Source organism: Chamaesiphon sp. VAR_48_metabat_135_sub (assembly GCF_031418915.1).
Lineage (GTDB): Bacteria > Cyanobacteriota > Cyanobacteriia > Cyanobacteriales > Chamaesiphonaceae > Chamaesiphon.
The window spans coordinates 1-19,121 of the sequence record NZ_JANOJV010000018.1 but is presented as its reverse complement, the minus strand read 5'-3'; the positions used below and the strand labels follow the sequence as shown (position 1 = coordinate 19,121).

The 19,121-nt window shown below is 44.5% G+C and carries 18 protein-coding genes; 16 read left to right on the top strand and 2 right to left on the bottom strand.

Going from position 1 to position 19,121, the window contains the following annotated elements; genetic code table 11:
* Positions 1-121 precede the first annotated feature (121 nt).
* From accD to RMO55_RS00865, 4 genes are all read left to right on the top strand, one after another.
* Positions 122-1,009 carry an acetyl-CoA carboxylase, carboxyltransferase subunit beta gene (gene accD, locus RMO55_RS00880; RefSeq protein ID WP_310422066.1) on the top strand — a complete coding sequence of 296 codons (888 nt, stop codon included), beginning with the start codon at positions 122-124 and terminating at the stop codon, positions 1,007-1,009.
* Positions 1,010-1,166: 157 nt separating this feature from the next.
* On the top strand, positions 1,167-2,906 hold the full coding sequence (locus RMO55_RS00875) for an ABC transporter ATP-binding protein (protein WP_310422063.1): 1,740 nt from the start codon (positions 1,167-1,169) through the stop codon (positions 2,904-2,906).
* Positions 2,907-3,372: 466 nt separating this feature from the next.
* Entirely contained in the window at positions 3,373-4,020 is a 648-nt protein-coding gene (locus tag RMO55_RS00870; protein WP_310422060.1) for a response regulator transcription factor, read from the top strand.
* A gap of 195 nt (positions 4,021-4,215) precedes the next feature.
* Positions 4,216-4,755, top strand: coding sequence for a type IV pilin-like G/H family protein (locus RMO55_RS00865; RefSeq protein WP_310422057.1), 540 nt, complete (start codon positions 4,216-4,218; stop codon positions 4,753-4,755).
* A gap of 168 nt (positions 4,756-4,923) precedes the next feature.
* On the opposite strand, the gene RMO55_RS00860 is transcribed toward RMO55_RS00865, so the two are convergent.
* Positions 4,924-6,195: a valine--pyruvate transaminase gene (locus RMO55_RS00860; RefSeq protein WP_310422054.1), complete on the bottom strand. Its 1,272-nt coding sequence runs from the start codon at positions 6,193-6,195 to the stop codon at positions 4,924-4,926.
* Positions 6,196-6,397: 202 nt separating this feature from the next.
* On the opposite strand from RMO55_RS00860, the gene RMO55_RS00855 reads away from it, so the two are divergent.
* Positions 6,398-7,531, top strand: coding sequence for a cob(I)yrinic acid a,c-diamide adenosyltransferase (locus RMO55_RS00855; RefSeq protein WP_310422049.1), 1,134 nt, complete (start codon positions 6,398-6,400; stop codon positions 7,529-7,531).
* Between the two features lie 185 nt (positions 7,532-7,716).
* Here RMO55_RS00855 and purN read toward each other — a convergent pair whose 3' ends face one another.
* Positions 7,717-8,361, bottom strand: a complete 645-nt coding sequence (gene purN / locus RMO55_RS00850) for a phosphoribosylglycinamide formyltransferase (RefSeq protein ID WP_310422046.1) — start codon at positions 8,359-8,361, stop codon at positions 7,717-7,719.
* Between the two features lie 206 nt (positions 8,362-8,567).
* Here purN and clpS point away from each other — a divergent pair, with 206 nt between their 5' ends.
* The 11 genes from clpS (at position 8,568) to topA (ending at position 19,050) form a co-directional block, all read left to right on the top strand.
* A complete protein-coding gene (gene clpS, locus RMO55_RS00845; RefSeq protein WP_310422043.1) occupies positions 8,568-8,852 on the top strand; it encodes an ATP-dependent Clp protease adapter ClpS in 285 nt (94 codons plus the stop codon).
* Between the two features lie 162 nt (positions 8,853-9,014).
* Positions 9,015-9,902, top strand: coding sequence for a type II CAAX endopeptidase family protein (locus RMO55_RS00840; RefSeq protein ID WP_310422040.1), 888 nt, complete (start codon positions 9,015-9,017; stop codon positions 9,900-9,902).
* A 55-nt stretch (positions 9,903-9,957) separates the two neighbouring features.
* Entirely contained in the window at positions 9,958-10,608 is a 651-nt protein-coding gene (locus RMO55_RS00835; RefSeq protein ID WP_310422037.1) for a hypothetical protein, read from the top strand.
* A 245-nt stretch (positions 10,609-10,853) separates the two neighbouring features.
* A complete protein-coding gene (rpmH, locus tag RMO55_RS00830; RefSeq protein WP_015162297.1) occupies positions 10,854-10,991 on the top strand; it encodes a 50S ribosomal protein L34 in 138 nt (45 codons plus the stop codon).
* 29 nt (positions 10,992-11,020) lie between these two features.
* Positions 11,021-11,392: a ribonuclease P protein component gene (gene rnpA, locus RMO55_RS00825; RefSeq protein ID WP_310422035.1), complete on the top strand. Its 372-nt coding sequence runs from the start codon at positions 11,021-11,023 to the stop codon at positions 11,390-11,392.
* A complete protein-coding gene (locus tag RMO55_RS00820; protein WP_310422032.1) occupies positions 11,382-11,801 on the top strand; it encodes a PH domain-containing protein in 420 nt (139 codons plus the stop codon). Before rnpA ends, RMO55_RS00820 begins: the two co-directional genes overlap by 11 nt.
* A 118-nt stretch (positions 11,802-11,919) precedes the next feature.
* Positions 11,920-13,086 (top strand): membrane protein insertase YidC, encoded by a 1,167-nt coding sequence (gene yidC / locus RMO55_RS00815; protein ID WP_310422029.1) that lies wholly within the window; start codon positions 11,920-11,922, stop codon positions 13,084-13,086.
* Between the two features lie 140 nt (positions 13,087-13,226).
* Positions 13,227-13,736 carry a R3H domain-containing nucleic acid-binding protein gene (locus tag RMO55_RS00810; RefSeq protein ID WP_310422026.1) on the top strand — a complete coding sequence of 170 codons (510 nt, stop codon included), beginning with the start codon at positions 13,227-13,229 and terminating at the stop codon, positions 13,734-13,736.
* Between the two features lie 75 nt (positions 13,737-13,811).
* The gene (locus tag RMO55_RS00805) at positions 13,812-14,333 is read left to right on the top strand and encodes a YceD family protein (protein ID WP_310422024.1); all 522 of its coding nucleotides are present in this window, start codon (positions 13,812-13,814) and stop codon (positions 14,331-14,333) included.
* A gap of 23 nt (positions 14,334-14,356) precedes the next feature.
* Complete coding sequence (cas3, locus tag RMO55_RS00800; RefSeq protein WP_310422021.1) at positions 14,357-16,606, top strand: CRISPR-associated helicase Cas3'; 2,250 nt, start codon at positions 14,357-14,359, stop codon at positions 16,604-16,606.
* 284 nt (positions 16,607-16,890) lie between these two features.
* Positions 16,891-19,050 carry a type I DNA topoisomerase gene (gene topA / locus RMO55_RS00795; RefSeq protein ID WP_310422018.1) on the top strand — a complete coding sequence of 720 codons (2,160 nt, stop codon included), beginning with the start codon at positions 16,891-16,893 and terminating at the stop codon, positions 19,048-19,050.
* Positions 19,051-19,121: the final 71 nt, after the last annotated feature.

Sequence of the window (19,121 nt, the reverse complement as noted above, 5' to 3'; positions counted from 1 at the left end):
GCAATTAATTACAAAGATGAGGGATCGGCAATCGCCGCCAAACACGAGATAATATATCTAAATCAGTAAATAAAGACAAGCTTAATTATTTACGAATTGCTATTTAATTGATAACTGCCATATGCCCCAAATCAGCTCTCTCTTCGATTGGTTTGCAGATCGCCCTAAATCTAGTCCCAGCATACAGCAACAACAGGAGCGGGAGATTGCTGATGGGCTATGGACAAAATGTGAAAATTGTAATGCGATCGCCTACTCTAAAGATATCATCGCCAATCAGATGGTCTGTCTAGAATGCGGACATCACAAGCGGGTATCCTGTCACGAACGGATCGAGCAACTCATCGATGCGGACACATGGGTACCCCTAGACGAACATCTCCAGCCGACAGATCCGCTCAAATTCAAAGATCGCAAGGCTTATAGCGACAGATTGCGGGAAACTCAGCACAAAACTGGACTGACGGATGCCGTACTCACTGGAATGGGGAAAATTGAAGGTTCACCCCTCGTTTTGGGCGTGATGGATTTTAGCTTTATGGGTGGGAGTATGGGTTCTGTCGTCGGGGAAAAACTCACCCGCGCGATCGAGTTTGCCACCAAAAATCGCATTCCGGTCGCGATTGTCTGTGCTTCTGGCGGTGCTAGAATGCAGGAAGGAATGCTCAGTCTGATGCAAATGGCGAAAATCTCTGCCGCCCTAGAACGACACCACGAAGCTAGGTTGCTCTATCTGCCGATTCTCACCCATCCCACCACCGGCGGTGTCATCGCCAGTTTCGCCATGTTGGGCGATATCATTCTCGCCGAACCCAAAGCCACAATCGGCTTTGCTGGAAGACGAGTAATCGAACAAACCCTCCGCGAAAAACTCCCCGACGACTTTCAAACCTCCGAATACTCACTCCAAAAGGGTTTCGTTGACAAAATTGTCCCTCGGACCCAACTCAAGCACACAGTCGCCCAATTAATTCGATTGCATCAACCAATGACTGCGATCGTTGAATAACTCACATCTTACATCAGAGACAAAAGTCCTATTTAAGTAGGGTAAAGGGTAAAGGAATCTATCCTTTGCCCAAAATAGTACTGTTATTTACGCCGCCGAGTACTAGATTCAGCAACGCCGATAATTGCTTCTCCTCTCCCTCTACTACCCCTAATCGATGTCTCGTTTTCAAAAACTTCTCAACTATCTCAATCCCTATAAATGGCAAGTAGCCCAGGGCATATTCGCGCTATTTATTGTCAATGCTTTGAGTGTCTATATTCCGCTCTCGATTAGATCGGGAATCGATCGACTAAAAACTTCGGTTACTAGCGATTATCTCACTCAATTGGCGATCGCAATCGTTGGATTGACTTCGATTATGTGGATTGTGCGGATGATTTCCCGCATTCTCATTTTTGGGGTAGGGCGACAAGTTCAAGCAACGATGAAACAGAATATCTTCGAGCAGATTCTGCGGTTGGAGCCAGGTTATTTTGCGACAACGACGGTAGGAGATCTGATCAACAGGTTTACCAGTGATGTCGAAAATATCATGCGGTTGGTGGGATTTGCAGTGCTGAGTACGGCAAATATTGTTTTTGCTTACGCGCTGACTTTACCAGCGATGTTATATATTAATGTCAAGCTAACATTGATGGCATTAGCTGTATATCCATTGATGTTGATTACGGTACAGTTATTCAGTCAACAACTGCGAAATCAACAGGTAGTCGTCCAAGAATCAATCTCCGATTTGAGTGAGTTGATTCAAGAGGATATGAGCGGGATTTCGCTAATTAAAATTTATGCTCAAGAAGAAACTGAACGCAAAGCATTTAGAAAAAAGAATCATGAATTATTTAAAGCTAATCTCAAATTAGCCGAATCGCGAAATACGATATTCCCGATCATTCAAGGACTAGCATCGATTAGTTTGTTAGTGTTATTATGGCAGGGCGGACTAGCGATCGCGCGTGGTGAAATCAGCGTTGGTGATTTTTTATCTCTAGTTATTTATGCCCAAAATCTAATTTTCCCAACCGCCTTATTAGGGTTTACAATTACCGCATATCAACGAGGTGAAGTCAGTATCGATCGAGTCGAAGCCATCCTCTTCGCTCGACCTAAAATCTCTGACGAAGCGACATCACTGCATGTTGAAACAGCATTCCAAGGTCAGATTAGCGCGCAGGATTTCAGTTACACTTATCCAGGGGCAGAAACACCAGCTCTCAACCAGCTTAATTTTACAATTAAAGCTGGAGAAACGATCGCGATCGTCGGGCCGATCGGTTCTGGTAAATCTACCCTGGCAAATGCCTTGCCCCGACTATTAGAAATACCCGAACAGAGTTTATTTCTCGATGGTTACGATCTGACTAAATTGAGTTTGAACAGTCTGCGTGGGGCAATTGCCTACGTCCCCCAGGAAAGCTTTTTATTTAGTACATCGATCGAGAATAATATCCGTTATGGCGATCCTTTGGCCAGCAAAAATATCGTAGAAGCAGCAGCAAAACTTGGTCAAATACATGCAGAAATCCTGAACTTTCCCCAACAATACGAGACAGTAGTCGGCGAACGTGGCATCACCCTTTCCGGCGGACAACGCCAACGAACAGCATTAGCACGAGCATTACTGCTGAATGCACCGATTCTAATTCTCGATGACGCACTTTCCAGTGTAGATAATCAGACAGCTACCGCAATTCTCCAAAACCTCTCCCACACTGGACAAAAACGCACAGTTATCTTTATCACCCATCAATTATCAGCCGCAGCAACAGCAGATCGCATTTTGGTGATGGATAAAGGTGAAATCGTCCAAACTGGTGCCCATCAGGAATTGATTGCTCAAAAAGGCTTATATCAGTGGTTGTGCAATCAAAATCAGTTAGAGGAGTTGTTGCACTGATTCTAGGTGTTAGGTGTTAGGTATTAGGTATTAGGTGCTAGAAATTAGATCTGGAACGTTTGCGTTCCTCCTATTTACTAAAGCCTAAAGCTAGATCCCAAAGCCTAAAACCTAAATCCTAATACCTAATACCTAGCTTATTACCACTCGATCGCAATCTTAGAGTATTATCTATAAACACCTCGAAGCTATTTGGTTGGAGTAAGTTGAATATTAATGATAAGTTGCTAGTTATAACCAGAGGTCGGTAAAGAGGACGAGGGAGAAAAGTATTTTCCCACCGGCACTTCCCCTCAGACAGTGAACGATAGACGTTGGCACACTTCGACTGCGTTCATCAGAAGTAGCCTCGCCTGTGGCGATACTGTCTCTAGCAACTTGAGTTATTAGGTAGCCTTGTGACCCAATTGGGTGGTTAAATACAAATTATCGATCGTAATAGACGGTTAACTTTAGTCAAAAGATTATGAAAGCAGTTGGTGGAAAAGACCGCAAGCGACTACTATTAATCGATGATGACCCCAATCTCATCTTATTAGTTAGGGATTATTTGGAATTTCGGGGTTACGAGGTGTTGACCGCCGATAATGGTAAAGAAGCTCTATACCTGCTTTCCCAAAACCTCCCCGATATGATCATCTGTGACATTATGATGCCAGAGATGGATGGTTATGCCCTAATCGAGAATGTCCGCCAAGATCCGCGCACGAGTTGGATTCCAGTTCTATTTCTCTCAGCGAGAGGGCAGAGCCAAGATCGGATTAAGGGGCTGAATTTGGGTGCTGATGTCTATATGGTAAAACCATTCGAGCCAGAAGAACTCGTCGCTCAAGTCGAATCTTCACTCAAGCAAACAAATCGGCTATTGTTACATACAGATGGCTTTGGCGAGGATAACTCATCGATTCAAGTTCCTGCAAGTGTCGAACTTACCCCAACGGAATTGAAAGTAGTTCAACTAGTTGCTAGAGGATTGGCAAATCGGGAAATTGCCATCCAGATGAATGTCAGTCAACGCACGATCGAGAGTCACGTATCGAATATGCTAGGGAAAACCGGACTGAGTAATCGCACGGAATTGGCGCGATGGGCGATTGAAACGAGAATGGCGTAATTTAAGTTGAAAGTTGAAAGCGAAATAATCCGCGTGGGCTGGACTTCGCGTTGCGCTACCCAACAACAGACTGCGTCAAAGTAGTGTGAGTTGGGTTTTAACAATGCTTACATCTGAAAGATTTCGATCGATATGTGGGTACGTTAGTCAGAAGCAATGATTGTATCTGCGTATTACTCATTATCCTGACCTGCGATGGAACCACAATTCAGTTTCCAGATTTTACGATACTTACTGTTGCGACGCTCTACCCAAGGTTTTACACTGGCTGAACTGTTGGTGGTAGTTGTGATTATGACAATTTTAGCTTCCATCTCCATCCCCGCCCTGCTCGGTCAAGCAGCAAAAGCGAGAGAATCGTCAGGAAAGATGGCGATTGGTTTAGTCAATCGGGCGCAAGCTCGATATCGGACTGAAAACAATCGATTTGCTGATTCTTTCGATGCTTTAGCTATCGGTGCAGGATTAACTGGTAGCACCAGTAGTGTTAGCCAAGCATACGCTTACCAATTGGCTAGCAGCAATATTGTAACCGAAACCTCGATTATTGCCTCCGCTAGTAATACTGCAGATCGATCCTATACTGGTGGTAATTTAATGTATCAGAATAGTGCTAGCGAAATAGTCATCGTCCCCAAAATGTGTGAGTCTGATGAACCAGATGTTGGTGTACCACCTAGCGTTGTCTTCACTGCGGTGGGGATTGACTGTCCGAGCAATTACCACGAACCTTAATCTTAGGGGAACGGGGGACTGGGGGAGTTTTTGAGTGTGGCTGTACCACCGTAGTAGGGTGTCGGAGGTGTGGGGAGTAATCAGGACGCTTGCATCCTAACTCTTTCCTCCCTTGTTGGTGAGCGGAGCCGAACCATCCTCCCACCCTTTACCTTTCCCCCAACTACCCTACTTCCCCCGATAAACTTGTGTCACAACGGTGGCTAGCCGCTCCATCGCTGTCGTGATTTCAGCATCGCTGGCTGTAAGACTGATCCGAACGCATTGTTGCTTGTGCGCCCAGTCTTCGCGCAATCCAGGGAAGAAGGAATTACCTGGAACGACGATGATCCCGACTTGCTTGAGAGCTTGATATAGATCCCAATCAGTCATTGGTAAATCCTGGAACCACATCCAGGCAAAAATTGCGCCTTCACCACGATGGAGATACCAAGGTAAATCTTGAGGCATGAATTTAGTTAATCCAGCTTCCAATACAGCAAACTTTTGCTGATAATAAGGACGGATCACAGTAGTAGACAAATCGGCTAATCTGCCACTGGCAATTGCTTTGGCGGCAATCGCTTGTCCGTAACGGGACGAGTGAAGACACATATTTGTCTGAAATGATTCCAGCACGCCAACAAATTTTTCACTACCCAGCGCAATACCAATTCTTTCTCCTGGTAATCCAGCTTTGGAGAGACTCATGCAGTGGAGAATATTGTCACCAAAAATTGGAGTCATTTCGGTGAAATTCAAACTAGGAAATGGTGGCGCATAAGCCGAATCAATCAGCACAGGGGCATCATAAGTGGCGGCAAGATCGACGATTTTTTGGACTTCCTCATCCGTCAAGACATTACCAGTCGGATTGCAGGGGCGCGAAAATAAGACGCAACCAGTATTTTCACCAATCTGTAATTGACTAAAATCAGGGCGATATTTAAAACTATGATTCGCCGCGTCGATATCTAAAGTTGGTTTGTAAGCAACTACCGATGCTGGCACGATCGCCATCCCACCATAACCCGTATAATCAGGACTCAAAGGTAAAACTACCTGCTTCATCTGTCCCCCCACTGTTTGCCCGCCAAAGGCGTTCATCGCATAGAAATATAAACTTTGACTACCGGGGGTAATTAGGACATTGCGCGAGGTCAAATTGAGACCGTAGCGATGATTAAAATCGTTGACTACTGCATCGATTAATGGTTGATAACCCTGACTCGAACCGTACCGACAGACAACCTCGCCATAATCGGGACTATCTAATAATTCGTGGGTGTAGTCCCGCCACATTTGCTCGATCTCTGGCAGAATGACTGGATTACCCGCACTGAGGTTGATGAACTCTCGACCTTTCTTGGCGGCGAGAGTTTCTTGAATGTCTTTCATGATGGCGCGAACACCCGTCAAGTTAGACATTTGGGTACCGATTTGAGATAGTGCGAGGTTCATAGTTGTCAGTTAGTGGACAATCGAGCAGATGTTAACAATATTATAAACAACCCTTCTGATAACTTGTCTATAATTATTGAGCGATAGATAGTGAATATCTTATGGTAGGGTGTGTTAGGCACAGCCGTACCGCACCCTACCATAAGAAGTTTTGCCAGCGAATCGATCGCTGATAACCGATTAATTTAGGAGTTAAATATAAGTGAGTAGAGTTGGGATTGGGATTCGCACGGCAAGTAAAAAGAAAGAACGTGCGGCGGGACAAATTCACGTCTATGATGGGGCGGGGAAAGGTAAATCCCAAGCAGCATTAGGGGTAGTATTAAGGTCGATCGGGTTGGGAATTGAATCGGGTGCAGATACGCGAATTTTGTTACTGCAATTCTTAAAAGGGTCGGAACGGGATTATGATGAAGATGCGGCAATCGCGGCATTGAGAAAGAGTTTCCCACATTTGATCGATCGAGTGCGGACTGGACGCTCGGAGTATTTTGGACGAGATGAAGTTACTGAATTCGATCGAGCAGAAGCCCATCGAGCTTGGACTGTAGCTAAAGGTGCGATTTACTCAGACTTATACTCTGTCATCGTGCTCGACGAATTAAACCCCGCCTTAGATTTGGGTTTACTTCCCATTCTGGAAGTCGTCGAAATGCTCAAATCAAAACCCAATCATCTCGAAGTGATTGTCACTGGCAGAGATGCACCAGCAGCTTTAATCGAAATCGCCGATTTACATTCCGAAATGCGTCCCCACCACCATCCTCAAGCCGCAGAGCAAGGAATAGAAGGGATTGAAATCTATACAGGCGCAGGTAAAGGTAAGTCTACAAGTGCCCTGGGTAAAGCATTGCAAGCGATCGGTAAAGGAATTAGCCAAGATGAATCTCATCGCGTCTTAATTGTCCAATGGCTCAAAGGTGGTACTGGATATACCGAAGATGCCGCGATTAATGCCCTTAAAAACAGCTATCCTCAACTAGTGGATCACCAACGCTGTGGCAGCGACGCAATTGTCTGGCGGGGTAAGCAACAAGATATTGACTACATCGAGGCTCAGAGGGGCTGGGAGATAGCTAGTAGTGCGATCGCCTCTGGATTGTACAAAACGATCGTTCTCGACGAGTTAAACCCCACTGTAGACCTAGATCTACTCGATCAAGAACCGATTGTTCGGTGTTTGACAAATAAGCCCAAAGATACTCAGGTAATTATTACTGGACGCTGCTTTAATACCCCCGCTTACTTTAATATCGCCAGCGTTCACTCTGAGATGATCTGTCACAAACATTATGCAGATAATGGCGTAGATTTACGAAGAGGTGTCGATTTCTAGATCAGTAGTGCTTCTATCATTGTCAGATTGTTAACGACAGAATGGGGATTGCAGCGGTTTTATTTTTAAAAACCAGGATTCCGATCTCAATACGGTAAGTCAGTCAGCGACTGAAGTCACCACTAGTGATACAAAGTCCGCCTACGCGGACTAAGATGAGACAAAATATTGGATTGGATCGGCTCTCAATCTTCATGATGAGAATGGCTGTGGACTAATATGTCGATCGCTTGAGGTAAAATTAGATGCTCCTGGATCTGTACCCGTGCGTGCAAAGTTTCAACAGTATCATTAGGTAAAACTGGGACGGCTGATTGAACGAGAATTGGCCCAGAATCTACCTCTAGACTGACTAAATGTACCGTACAGCCTGCAATCTTAACCTTGGCGGCGAGAGCTTGCTCGATCGATCTAATTCCAGGGAAACTAGGTAGTAAACTAGGATGAATATTGATGACTCGATCGACAAAAGCATCGATTAATACCTGAGTAATTACCCGCATCCAACCAGCCATCACCACACATTCTACTTGATGCGCTCGGAATATATCGACGATCGCTCGATCGAGATTCTCTCGCGTGGGATAATTACGATGATCGAGAAATACTGTCGGGATGCCGCGTTGTTGTGCTCGATCGATCGCCTGGATATCGGGTTTATTATGAATCAATACGGCGATCTTAGCGTTTAAATTACCACACTCGATCGATCGAGCAACTGCTTCAAAATTACTCCCACTTCCCGATGCCATGATTCCCAGGATGAGTGGAGGACTAGCTTTCGTGCTAGGTTTAGGTGTCGGCGAGATTAAGCTGGGTGTATCGGTCATGGATGTGCAAGTATGAAGATCGAGCAAAGTGCCCCAGTTTGTTATACCATTTCTGGTAAAAATCCTCTACGAAAGCTTGCCACTAACCTTGTATATCGGTAGCGATTGGGTAAAATAAAGAAGTAGCGAATGAGTTACCTGTTGATGGTTATCATGGGTTTTGACTCTTTGCCTATCCACTGTCAACTGATTTCATCTATCGAAACATGAGCTTTACAGAAACGATCGAGAAGCCAGCTACCATCCGTAGACTGGCACCCAATTATAAAGTGCTACTGCACAACGACGATTTTAATGGCATGGAGCATGTGGTAGAGGTATTAATAACTACCATTCCCAATCTCTCCGCCCCTCAAGCTATTAATGTGATGATGGAAGCCCATCAATATGGAATGGCTCTAGTCATCACTTGTAACCAAGAACACGCCGAACATTACTGCGAAGTCTTGAAAAGTCACGGTCTTACTAGTACGATCGAGCCAGCAGATTAAAATAAGTCGTAACTCGTAACTTGTAAATAGGCTTTAGACGTAGTGGGGATTGCCCACCACCTAAGTTTCAGGCTGTTTCTAGCCAATCGATACTTATCCTTTCATACATCAAACAGAATCAAAATTCAAATTTTAGCGTCAATTAAGCTAATCTAAATAGCTGTGGCTAAAAGTTGTGAATTTGTGATGCTAAATCTTAGTCAAATTAAAAATTATCCAGCACCAGTGAGAATGATTAGCTTTCTCCTGGTGCTGATTCTATTATGGTCGCCTGGATTAGCATTAATATATTTAGTGATGGGTAGCACCCAAAATCTCGAAGATCCTGGCACCAAAAATTTACTCTCCATCCTGACAATGGGATTACTCGCGATCGAGTTTATCGCATTATTACCCTGGTGGGGACGCAAAGTATATCAGCACCCCAATCTATATTCCCGCTATGGTCTAGTCTTCACGCGCCAGAACGGATTATTATTACTCAAAGGACTCGCGATCGGTTCCTGCTTTGCCTTCGCACTATTTATCACCCAAGGGCTATTTGGCTGGTTGACATGGCAATCTCCCCGCTTACCTATTATCCAATTGATACTCGAAGGTTCGGCAACTGCATTAGGTACAGGTTTAGCTGAAGGGCTATTTTTCAGAGGGTGGATGTTAGATGAGTTGGAGCAAGATTATTCACCAAAAATCTCTTTAATAGCTGATGCTGGATTATTTGCCTCACTCCATTTTCTCAAGCCAATTGCGGCAATGATTGAGTCTTTCCCGCAATTTCCAGGATTGTATTTACTTGGCACAGCCGTAATTATTGCCAAACGCCAAAATCGAAATCTACTGGGAATGTCGATCGGTCTTCATGCCGGAATGGTTTGGGCTTATTATATTATCAATGTCGGTCACATGGTCGAGTATTCCGGTCGAGTCTCCGACTGGGTAACAGGAATTAATGGCAATCCACTATCTGGACTACTCGGATTGATTTTTTTGAGTATCTTAATTATCCTGATGTCAAATCTGCCTGGTAAGGTCGATCGATCGAAAGCTTAATAAGTAGATAAATAAAATATCGATAATACTTGAAACCTAGATGGTCGGCACGAAGATGGGACTTCTTATTATTGTTGGAGATCTGGCTGAGTTTCTTTATAATCTTGATAACACTGATGAAGAGGAGATTGAGGATTACAAAGAGATCTATCGATCTTTAGACCGATTCCTGCTCCGTTGTGGACTTCCAGGGCATAAAAAGCCAGAAAGCGTCGAGCTACCATATCGAGGCGAATCAGATAACTTCAGTTATTCATCAATTCACTACTTACGCCGTGCCTATGTACACATGTGTAAAGGATTTGAGGTTATACCCTTTGACGGCGAATATGCCTCGAAAGATCGACTCCTTGCTGCTGAGTACGATTCCCCATCAATCTATTCACATTTAGTTTATCATTCCGATTGTGAAGGTTTCTATGTTCCAGTAAATTTTCCCTCACCTCTCATTCCCGCTGTGGAAGACGATGTATTGGGTGGAATCGTCGGATCTAGCTATTGTCTACTTCGCGAATTAGTCTCAGTTGCACCATTTCTTGATATACAGCTTGAGGGTGGAGATCTTAGTGAATATATGCTCAAGAAACTTCTAATAGACCGCGAACGAGATTGCCATCCATTTAAAATAGAAAGAATGGTGTGGTTTACACTCTTTGAGTGTGCGCGAAAAAGCATTGAATATAAGACGGCAATTCGGTTTGGTTGAATCTAAGGATAAAGTAATTGGGAAATGGTTGGTGAATGGCGGAGATCTACTCACCCCACCCTACGGGTACCCCTGTCTTTTCTTTTTTTTATTCTGGGGGAACCCCAGAATAAAAACGCCGCTCCGAGGAGGGGATTTTCCGATCGAGATTCGTAGATCGAGTGCAATAGCTGTTATACTAGTACATTGTGGCTTTTTTGCCCACCATAGTATTAATAACTAGTTAATTCGAGCGGATATAAGGTATGACAAAGCGTACTCTCGGCGGTACTAACCGCAAACAAAAAAGAACATCTGGATTCAGAGCGCGGATGCGGTCTCGGACAGGACAAAAAGTGATCAAAGCCCGTAGAGCCAGAGGTCGTCATCGTCTGTCCGTATAGGTTGGTGTCGCCAGATAAAGTAGCAACTCGTGTCATTGCCTAAACCCCATCGACTCAGACGCAGGCAAGATTTTCAGAAAGTTTATCAGTATGGCAAACGTCATCAGCAAGTGCATTTGACACTTAGAAGTTTGCGACATCTGCCAGACTCCACCACCGAAAATCTACCTGCTACTCGATTTGGGATTTCCGTCAGTAAAACAGTCAGTAAAAAAGCAGTCATCCGCAATCTGCTCAAAAGACAGGTAAAAGCGGCACTCCGTCAAATGTTGCCACGAATTACCAGCGGATGGTCGGTAATAATCGGCGTTCGACCTTCAGCACAGGGGTGCGAATATGTCGAAATTTTGCGAGAATTAGAGCAGTTGTTGGCATCCGCAGGAATATTTGATGGGCATTAAAGAAGAAACATTTTACGAAGGTGGGCCACACATTGGGGATCTCATCTTCCATCTATTTTTATCAGTATTTATAGTTTTTATCCCGTTGGCAGTAGGTTCGATCGTTAGAGCCATCTGGTTGCGGTATAAAATTACCGATCGACGTATCTCCGTAATTGGTGGTTGGATGGGCAAAGATCGCACCGATCTTGTTTATTCGGAAATCACTGACGCACTAACTATCCCCCGTGGGTTAGGATTTTGGGGAGACATGGTTGTCACCCTCAAAGATGGTAGTCGTCTAGAGTTACGCTCTCTCCCTCGCTATCGGGAAATATATGACTATATCAACGAGCGAGTAATTGCTAAAAATGGCGTACCGTTGTTGAGCGTAACTGAGAAAGCTGAAGCTGATGCTCAAATGACATAATTAGCGATTAGGCTTTAGGTTTTAGGCTTTAGGTTTTATGGTGGCTTTAAACCTAATATCTAACACCTAATACCTAACACTTAATACCTAACACCTAATACCTAATACCTAGTTGACAATGGACTTTGGAATCGGATTTATTTCTAACAATATAATGCTGCCGATCATAGATTTTTTCTATGGAATCGTGCCTAGCTATGGGTTAGCAATCGTCGCGCTAACTTTGGTAATTCGGTTCGCACTCTATCCGTTGGGTGCTGGTTCGATTCGCAATATGCGAAAGACCAAAATTTCCCAACCCTTGATGCAGAAACGGGTTAAGGAAATTCAGCAGAAGTTTAAAGACGATCCGACGAAGCAGCAGCAGGCGATGAGTGATGTCTACAAGGAGTTTGGCAACCCTTTGGCGGGATGTTTGCCAGTGCTTCTACAGATGCCCGTTCTGTTCGCGCTGTTTGCCACCTTGCGGGGATCTCCATTTTCCAATGTCGATTTCAATGTCAACTTGCAGGTTGTCCCCACCGCAGAGATCGCTCAAATTCAACCACAAGTATTTAATAGTGAACCGCACAGTATTTATTTCACCACCAATATCCATACGCCTGTCGTTGCGGATATCCCCACCGGAAATATTTTAGGCGCGGGACAGAAAGCTAAAATTGATTTTAAAGGTCTTGATGGTAAACCCTTTAGTGAATTAGCCTCCCAGTATCCCGATTCCAACCTCACCCCTGAATGGACGATTACCAAAGGGATGGAGAATGTTAAAATCACCCCCGATGGTCAAATCGAAGCGATCGCCCCTGGAGAAGTTACACTCAAAGGTACGATTCCTGGAATTGCGGCTAATACTGGATTCCTTTTCATCGATGCTCTCGGTCACGTTGGCGCAGTAGACCCCGATGGTAAAATCCACTGGGATATCATCGCGATGATTGTCTTCTTTGGATTGAGTCTCTATGTCAGCCAAAACTTATCGAGTGGCTCGTCAACAACTCCAGCCTCAGACGATCCCGCAGCACAACAGCAGCAAGCTGTCAATAAATTCACCCCAATTATTTTCTCTGGGATGTTTCTATTCTTCCCCTTACCTGCTGGCGTACTGATGTATATGGCGATCGGTAACGTGTTTCAATTAGGTCAAACCTACTTTGTTAACAAAGAACCTTTACCGCCAGAATTACAGAAACTGGTAGACCAACAAGAACGGGAAAAGCCCAAGGATAATAGCGATAGAGCAGAAATTCCGTTCGAGAAGAATAGTAAGAAGAAAAAAGCAACTTAATTTAGTGGAAAGTGGAAAGTGGAAAGTGGAAAGTTAGGGAATATGGAATTAAATCATAAACCCTCGCAATCGACTAGTTGCTATCCACTAGTCACTACTCAACTTTCAACTTTCAACTTTCAACTTTCAACTTTCAACTTATGACCGACCAACGTTTAGACCGTGGCAAACAGTGGTTAGAAAAAGTACTAACCCTATCGGGACTTGCAACTACTGTAGATACTCAACAGCCAGAAGGATCAACCTCGGCTAATTATTGGCTGACGATCGATCCAACCGCTCTCACATCTACCCAGAAAGAACTTTTAATTGGCTCACAAGGTGCCACGATCGATGCGATCCAGTATTTAGCAAATGCTGGCTTAAACATCCACGCAGAAGCCGATTTACAGGCAGGATACACGATCGAATTGGATGGTTATCGTCAGCGTCGCGCCGTCGAACTCAAAGCTATAGCCGATGATGCAGCAAATCGTGTCCGTGAAACAGGCGCAGAAGTTACCCTTCAACCAATGTCCTCCGCCGAACGCCGCCAAATGCACACTTTCTTTGATGGCGATGCTAGTTATAGCGATCTATTAACTGAGAGTCGCGGACAAGAACCCGATCGACGTTTAGTCGTAAAATTAGCCCAATCTCCAGAAGCATAGGTAACGAGAAAATAGGCAGAGTTAAGTCCCCCTATTACTTATTACTTATTACCTATTACTTATTACTTAATTGCGATGGAACCACTTCATATTCCCCAACTAGCAAATCGACAGGATCGAACCCTGGAAATCATTGTCGATACATTGATTCCTGAGTTTGAAACACTGACACCCGTTAGAGGTAAAGTAATTGTCAAACATGGGGGGACATTTTTAGATCTATCTGCACAAGCGGAGACAATTATTACCCTCAAATGCGATCGATGTTTGCAGCAGTACAATCATCGCCTGTTACTGGATGCGACGGAGATTATTTGGTTAGAAGAAGTTGATGAAGAACCAGATCGACGTGGGATGGAAATCCGCACGGATCTAGACGAATTAGTCGATTCTTTACCACCAGATGGACACTTCGATCCTAATGTGTGGTTGTACGAACAATTGTGTTTATCATTGCCATTGCGACAACTTTGCGATCGAGATTGTGCTGGAATTATCCCTCCAATAGAACCAGATCCCGAACTATCCGAAGCACAGCAGTTATTAGATAGTCGGTGGGGTATTCTCGGAACTCTCAAAAATAGACTCGAAGAATAAATCGATCGATCCAATTCTTGTAAATGCAATATAAATTCAATGCTCACACTCCACCCAAGGGTGAGGATAAATGGCATGAACTCAAGGAGCACTTAGGTGATGTTGCTAATTTAGCCGAGGAGTTTGCCGATAAGTTTAAGGCAGGGAAATTAGGTTACTATGCAGGTTTATGGCACGATCTGGGTAAGTATAATCCTGAATTTCAGAAATATTTAGACAAGTGTCATAGTGGAACTAGTTCATACATTAAAAAAGTTCCACATGCTATTCATGGTGCTAAACTTGCTTGGGACTTATACAAACCAACTCCTCTAGCTTTGTTAATTTATGGACATCATGCTGGACTGCCAGCAAAGTCCGAACTTCCTGATAAACTTGCCAATCCAAAGCATGAAGAAGATTATAAAATTGCTTGTGCTAATGCCGAGCAAGAATTAGGAAAATTGCAGATCGATGAAGATTTTAATCCTTTAGTCAGAAGTTTACTCACAGATTGCTATAGCTACGATCTATTAACTCGATTGTTATTCTCTTGTTTGGTTGATGCAGACTACTTAGATACTGAAGAGCATTTTAAACCAGCACAGACGATTCAGAGACAACAATCGTTGGCGGAGCCTCTCTGTAAGAGAATCGATCTAACAGATTTGTGGACAAAACTTAAAATCGATCGAGAAAAAGTAATTCAAGCAGCCGACATATCATCAGTCAACCAAGTTCGGCGAGAAGTTTACGAAGCTTGTACTGATGCGGCTGAATTACCTGCTGGAGTATTTAGATTAGCGGTACCAACTGGTGGTGGTAAAACTCTCAGCGGCTTATCTTTCGCGCTCAAACATGCACTCAAATATGGACTCGATCGAGTAATTATTGCGGTACCTTATACTAGTATCATCGAGCAGACGGTAAATGTTTATCGAGATATTTTAGGTGAGAATGCGGTACTAGAACATCATAGTGCTGCGAATACAGAACAGTTCTATTCTGATGATAAAGAAGAAATTAATGATGATGCTAGACAGCAGTATGCTAAAGCTAGATTAGCTACTCAAAATTGGGACGTGCCATTAATTGTTACTACCACGGTGCAGTTGTTTGAAAGTTTATTTGCCAATCGTCCAAGTAAGTGTCGGAAGCTGCATAATATCGTTAAAAGTGTAATTATCTTAGATGAAGTTCAGACTTTGCCCGTCGGCTTACTATCACCAATTTTAAGTGTATTGGGGGAATTGTGCGATCGATATCAAGTAACGGTAGTGCTTTGTACAGCGACTCAACCTGCATTCACTGGCGATACGGGATATTTGAAAGGATTGAAAAATGTCCGCGATATTATCGCTCCAGATTTAGCAATCCAGCACTTTCAGAATCTTCAGCGAGTAAATTATGAGCTACATCTTCAAGGTTGGTTGTGGAGTGACTTAATCGACGATCTAGTCGCTCACCAGCAGCATCAAGCCCTAATTGTTTTAAATACGCGCAAAGATACGTTAGCTGTTTTAGATGTTTTAAATAATCGTAGCGATGATTTCGACAGAGCAGATATTTTTCACCTCTCCACATTACTCTGTGGTAAACATCGACGGGAAGTTTTGGCGACAGTCAAAGCAAGATTGAAAAATAACCTTCCATGTATCTTAGTTTCTACCCAAGTTGTTGAAGCTGGCGTAGATCTAGATTTTCCAGCAGTATATCGTGCGGTGGGGCCACTCGATCGCATCGTCCAAGCCGCAGGAAGATGCAATCGGGAAGGAAAGCTAGGATTGGGTAGAGTAGTAATTTTTCAACCCTCTGAAGGCAAGGTACCACAAGGAGAATATCAAACAGCAGTAGATGAGACTATCCGCTTACTAAACCGAGAAAATCTCAATCTCCACGATCCTAGTATTTTTGAAGAATATTTTCAGTGTCTCTATCAATCTGGTGCAGATATTCATCAGATTCAGGATTTACGCAAGCGGTTAGATTTTCCCGAAGTAGCTAAAAAGTTTCGATTAATTAGCGATGACACTACCTCTGTCATTATTGAATATGACGATAAGGTGCGAAAACGCTTACGGGAGCTGAATTATCGAGACATAAACGCGGGTGATTATCGCTTTTTGCAACCCTACATGGTTAGCCTCAGAAATTATGAGTTTCTGCAAGGGAAAGATCTATGTGCTGAAATCGCACCTGGATTATATGTCTGGGGCGGTACTTATCACGCCGTTAAGGGAATTGGAATTGGAGCAAGATCGATCGATTACGATCCAGCAGATTTAATGCTGTAGACTGTATTTTGGGTTCGATCTCGATCGTTAAAATAATCCACCTTGCTACGCAATTAACTTGTAGGGGTGCCCCTTGTGGGTACCCACGGGTATTCGCTAAAATCTAGGACATTGGTGCTTCGTTGCCAATCACCCGCGACTAAAGTGCGGGCTAGCATAATTAAGTCCACTTAAGTGGACTTTTGCTAGTAGCCCGCACTTTAGTCGCGGGCGGTTGAGGATGAAGAACTAGGGTTCCAAATATTCTCCGCTGACCCCTCATCCCTGACCCCTGACCCCTCACTATGCGAAATCTGCTGATTGTGGAATCTGCTGGTAAAATTAAAAAGCTCAAGAGCATTCTCGGCTCAGACTGGGATGTCAAAGCATCGATCGGACATATTCGCCAACTTGCCAACGATGGGGACAGTTCATTGGGCTTCGACTTGGGTGTGGATACCATCGATTGTCGATATATCCCCCGCAACGAGCGCGCCCAACAAACCATCGCCGGATTAATCTCCGCCGCCAAACAAGCAGATCGAATCTTCATCGCCTCAGATCCAGATCGTGAAGGTGAAGTCATTGGCTGGCATATCGCCCAAGTATTGAAGCTAAAACAGCCCCAGCGGGTTGTGTATCAAGAGATTACCGAATCAGCCGTCAAGAAAGCCATAGCGTCTCCCCGTGCCCTCGACATGGCTCTAGTCGAAGCAGGTAGGTGTCGCGATTGTCTGGATAAGCTCGTCGGTTACAAAGGATCGCCCCTCATCTGGCGGCTCAAAAATGGAGCCAAAAGTGTCGGGCGAGTACAATCTGCCACCCTCCACTTAGTTTGTCAACGAGAGCGAGAAATTCAAGCCTTCACACCCCAGGATTATTGGTCGGTATTTGTAGACTATGCTGAAGGTTTTCGCGCCTTCTATAATGGTACGGCTCAGGTTATTTCACCAGCAACAGACGAGGAAACTAGCGATGATGCTGGTGCTGTGACAAAAGTCGCTGAATCAACTCGCGTATTGAGTCAAGCTGAAGCAGAGAGACTGGTAGAGATCGGTAAATCTCACCCCCATCAAGTTCAAAGCATCGAAGGGAAACTCGCCCCCAAAAAGCCACCCGCCCCATTTATCACCTCATCACTCCAACAAGCGGCAGGTTCGCGGTTAAAGTTCTCGCCCGAACATACCATGTCAGTCGCCCAGAAGCTGTATGAAGCAGGGTTAATCACCTATATGCGGACTGATTCAGTCGAACTCAGTCAGGATTTTTGCCAAGCTGCACGGGAATGGCTCCTCGCTCATGACAAAGATAATGTACCGACGAAGGTAGCAAAACAACGCAGTTCCAAAGATGCCCAGGAAGCCCACGAAGCGGTCAGACCGACAGAGATCGCCAAAGCATCCAGCGAACTCAAACAACAGCTCTCAGAGGACGAATTCGCCCTGTATGTGATGATTTGGATGCGATCGATCGCCTCTCAATGCAAACCCGCGCAGATTCGCAAAACCACGATTGTGACTCAATCTGGCGATCTCCAGTGGCAAGCAAGGGGTCAAATGCTCGAATTTGCAGGCTATGCCAAATATTGGAAGGATATTAGCGGTGATGCCATTCTGCCCAGTTTGCAACCCCAGCAACCACTCACAGCCACTAATGTCAATTACGAGCAGAAACAAACCCAACCACCACCGCGCTACTCTGAACCAAAACTCGTTCAACTGATGGAACGTCGGGGCATCGGTCGTCCCTCCACCTATGCGCCGACTATTGCTACACTCAAGGAGCGTAATTATGTCGAACTAGTCAAGAGCAAAGTACAACCGACGACTGTGGGGTTGCAAGTAGATGACTTTCTCATTCAAGCTTTGCCAGAATTGATTCAATCGGAATTCACAGCTCAGATGGAAACAACACTCGATGCTATTTCCAGGGGGAAACAAGAGTGGCAGAGTTATCTGATTGGGTGGAATCAAAGCTATTTTATACCAGCTTTGAGTAAGGCTAGCAAGAATCTACCAGAACAAGATTATGGATCTTTTCAGGGTAAGCCGCTGGAGAAATCACGTTCTAAATGTCCGACTTGCAGTAAACCGATGTCCAAAGTACCTACCAAGAAAATGAAGAAGGGGTATTTTCTCAAGTGTGAGGATGGATGCAAAGATACTGAGGGTAAGGGTTTGGTGATGTTTTGGTCGGAGCGCACGAGTGAATGGCAGCTCCCACAGGCGAAAACCGATCGATCGTCTCCGCCAAAACTTACCGAATATCCTTGTCCAGTTTGCCAAAAGCCGCTGGAAGAATATAGTTACAATAAGGATGGGAAACAAAAGTCGATGCTAAGGTGTTCGGATGCGGAAGCTAGAGCCAAGCCCAAACACAAGGATGTCGCTTATTTTCGAGGAAATGAGCAGCAATGGTGGAGTCCAAAACTAGGTAATCTGAGTGTGAATGGAGCTAAGGAATAAGGATTTAGTAATATACAGATCTGTAGGTTGGGTTTCTGCGTAGTCCCTTTTTGCCACCCCCCCCCCCACCC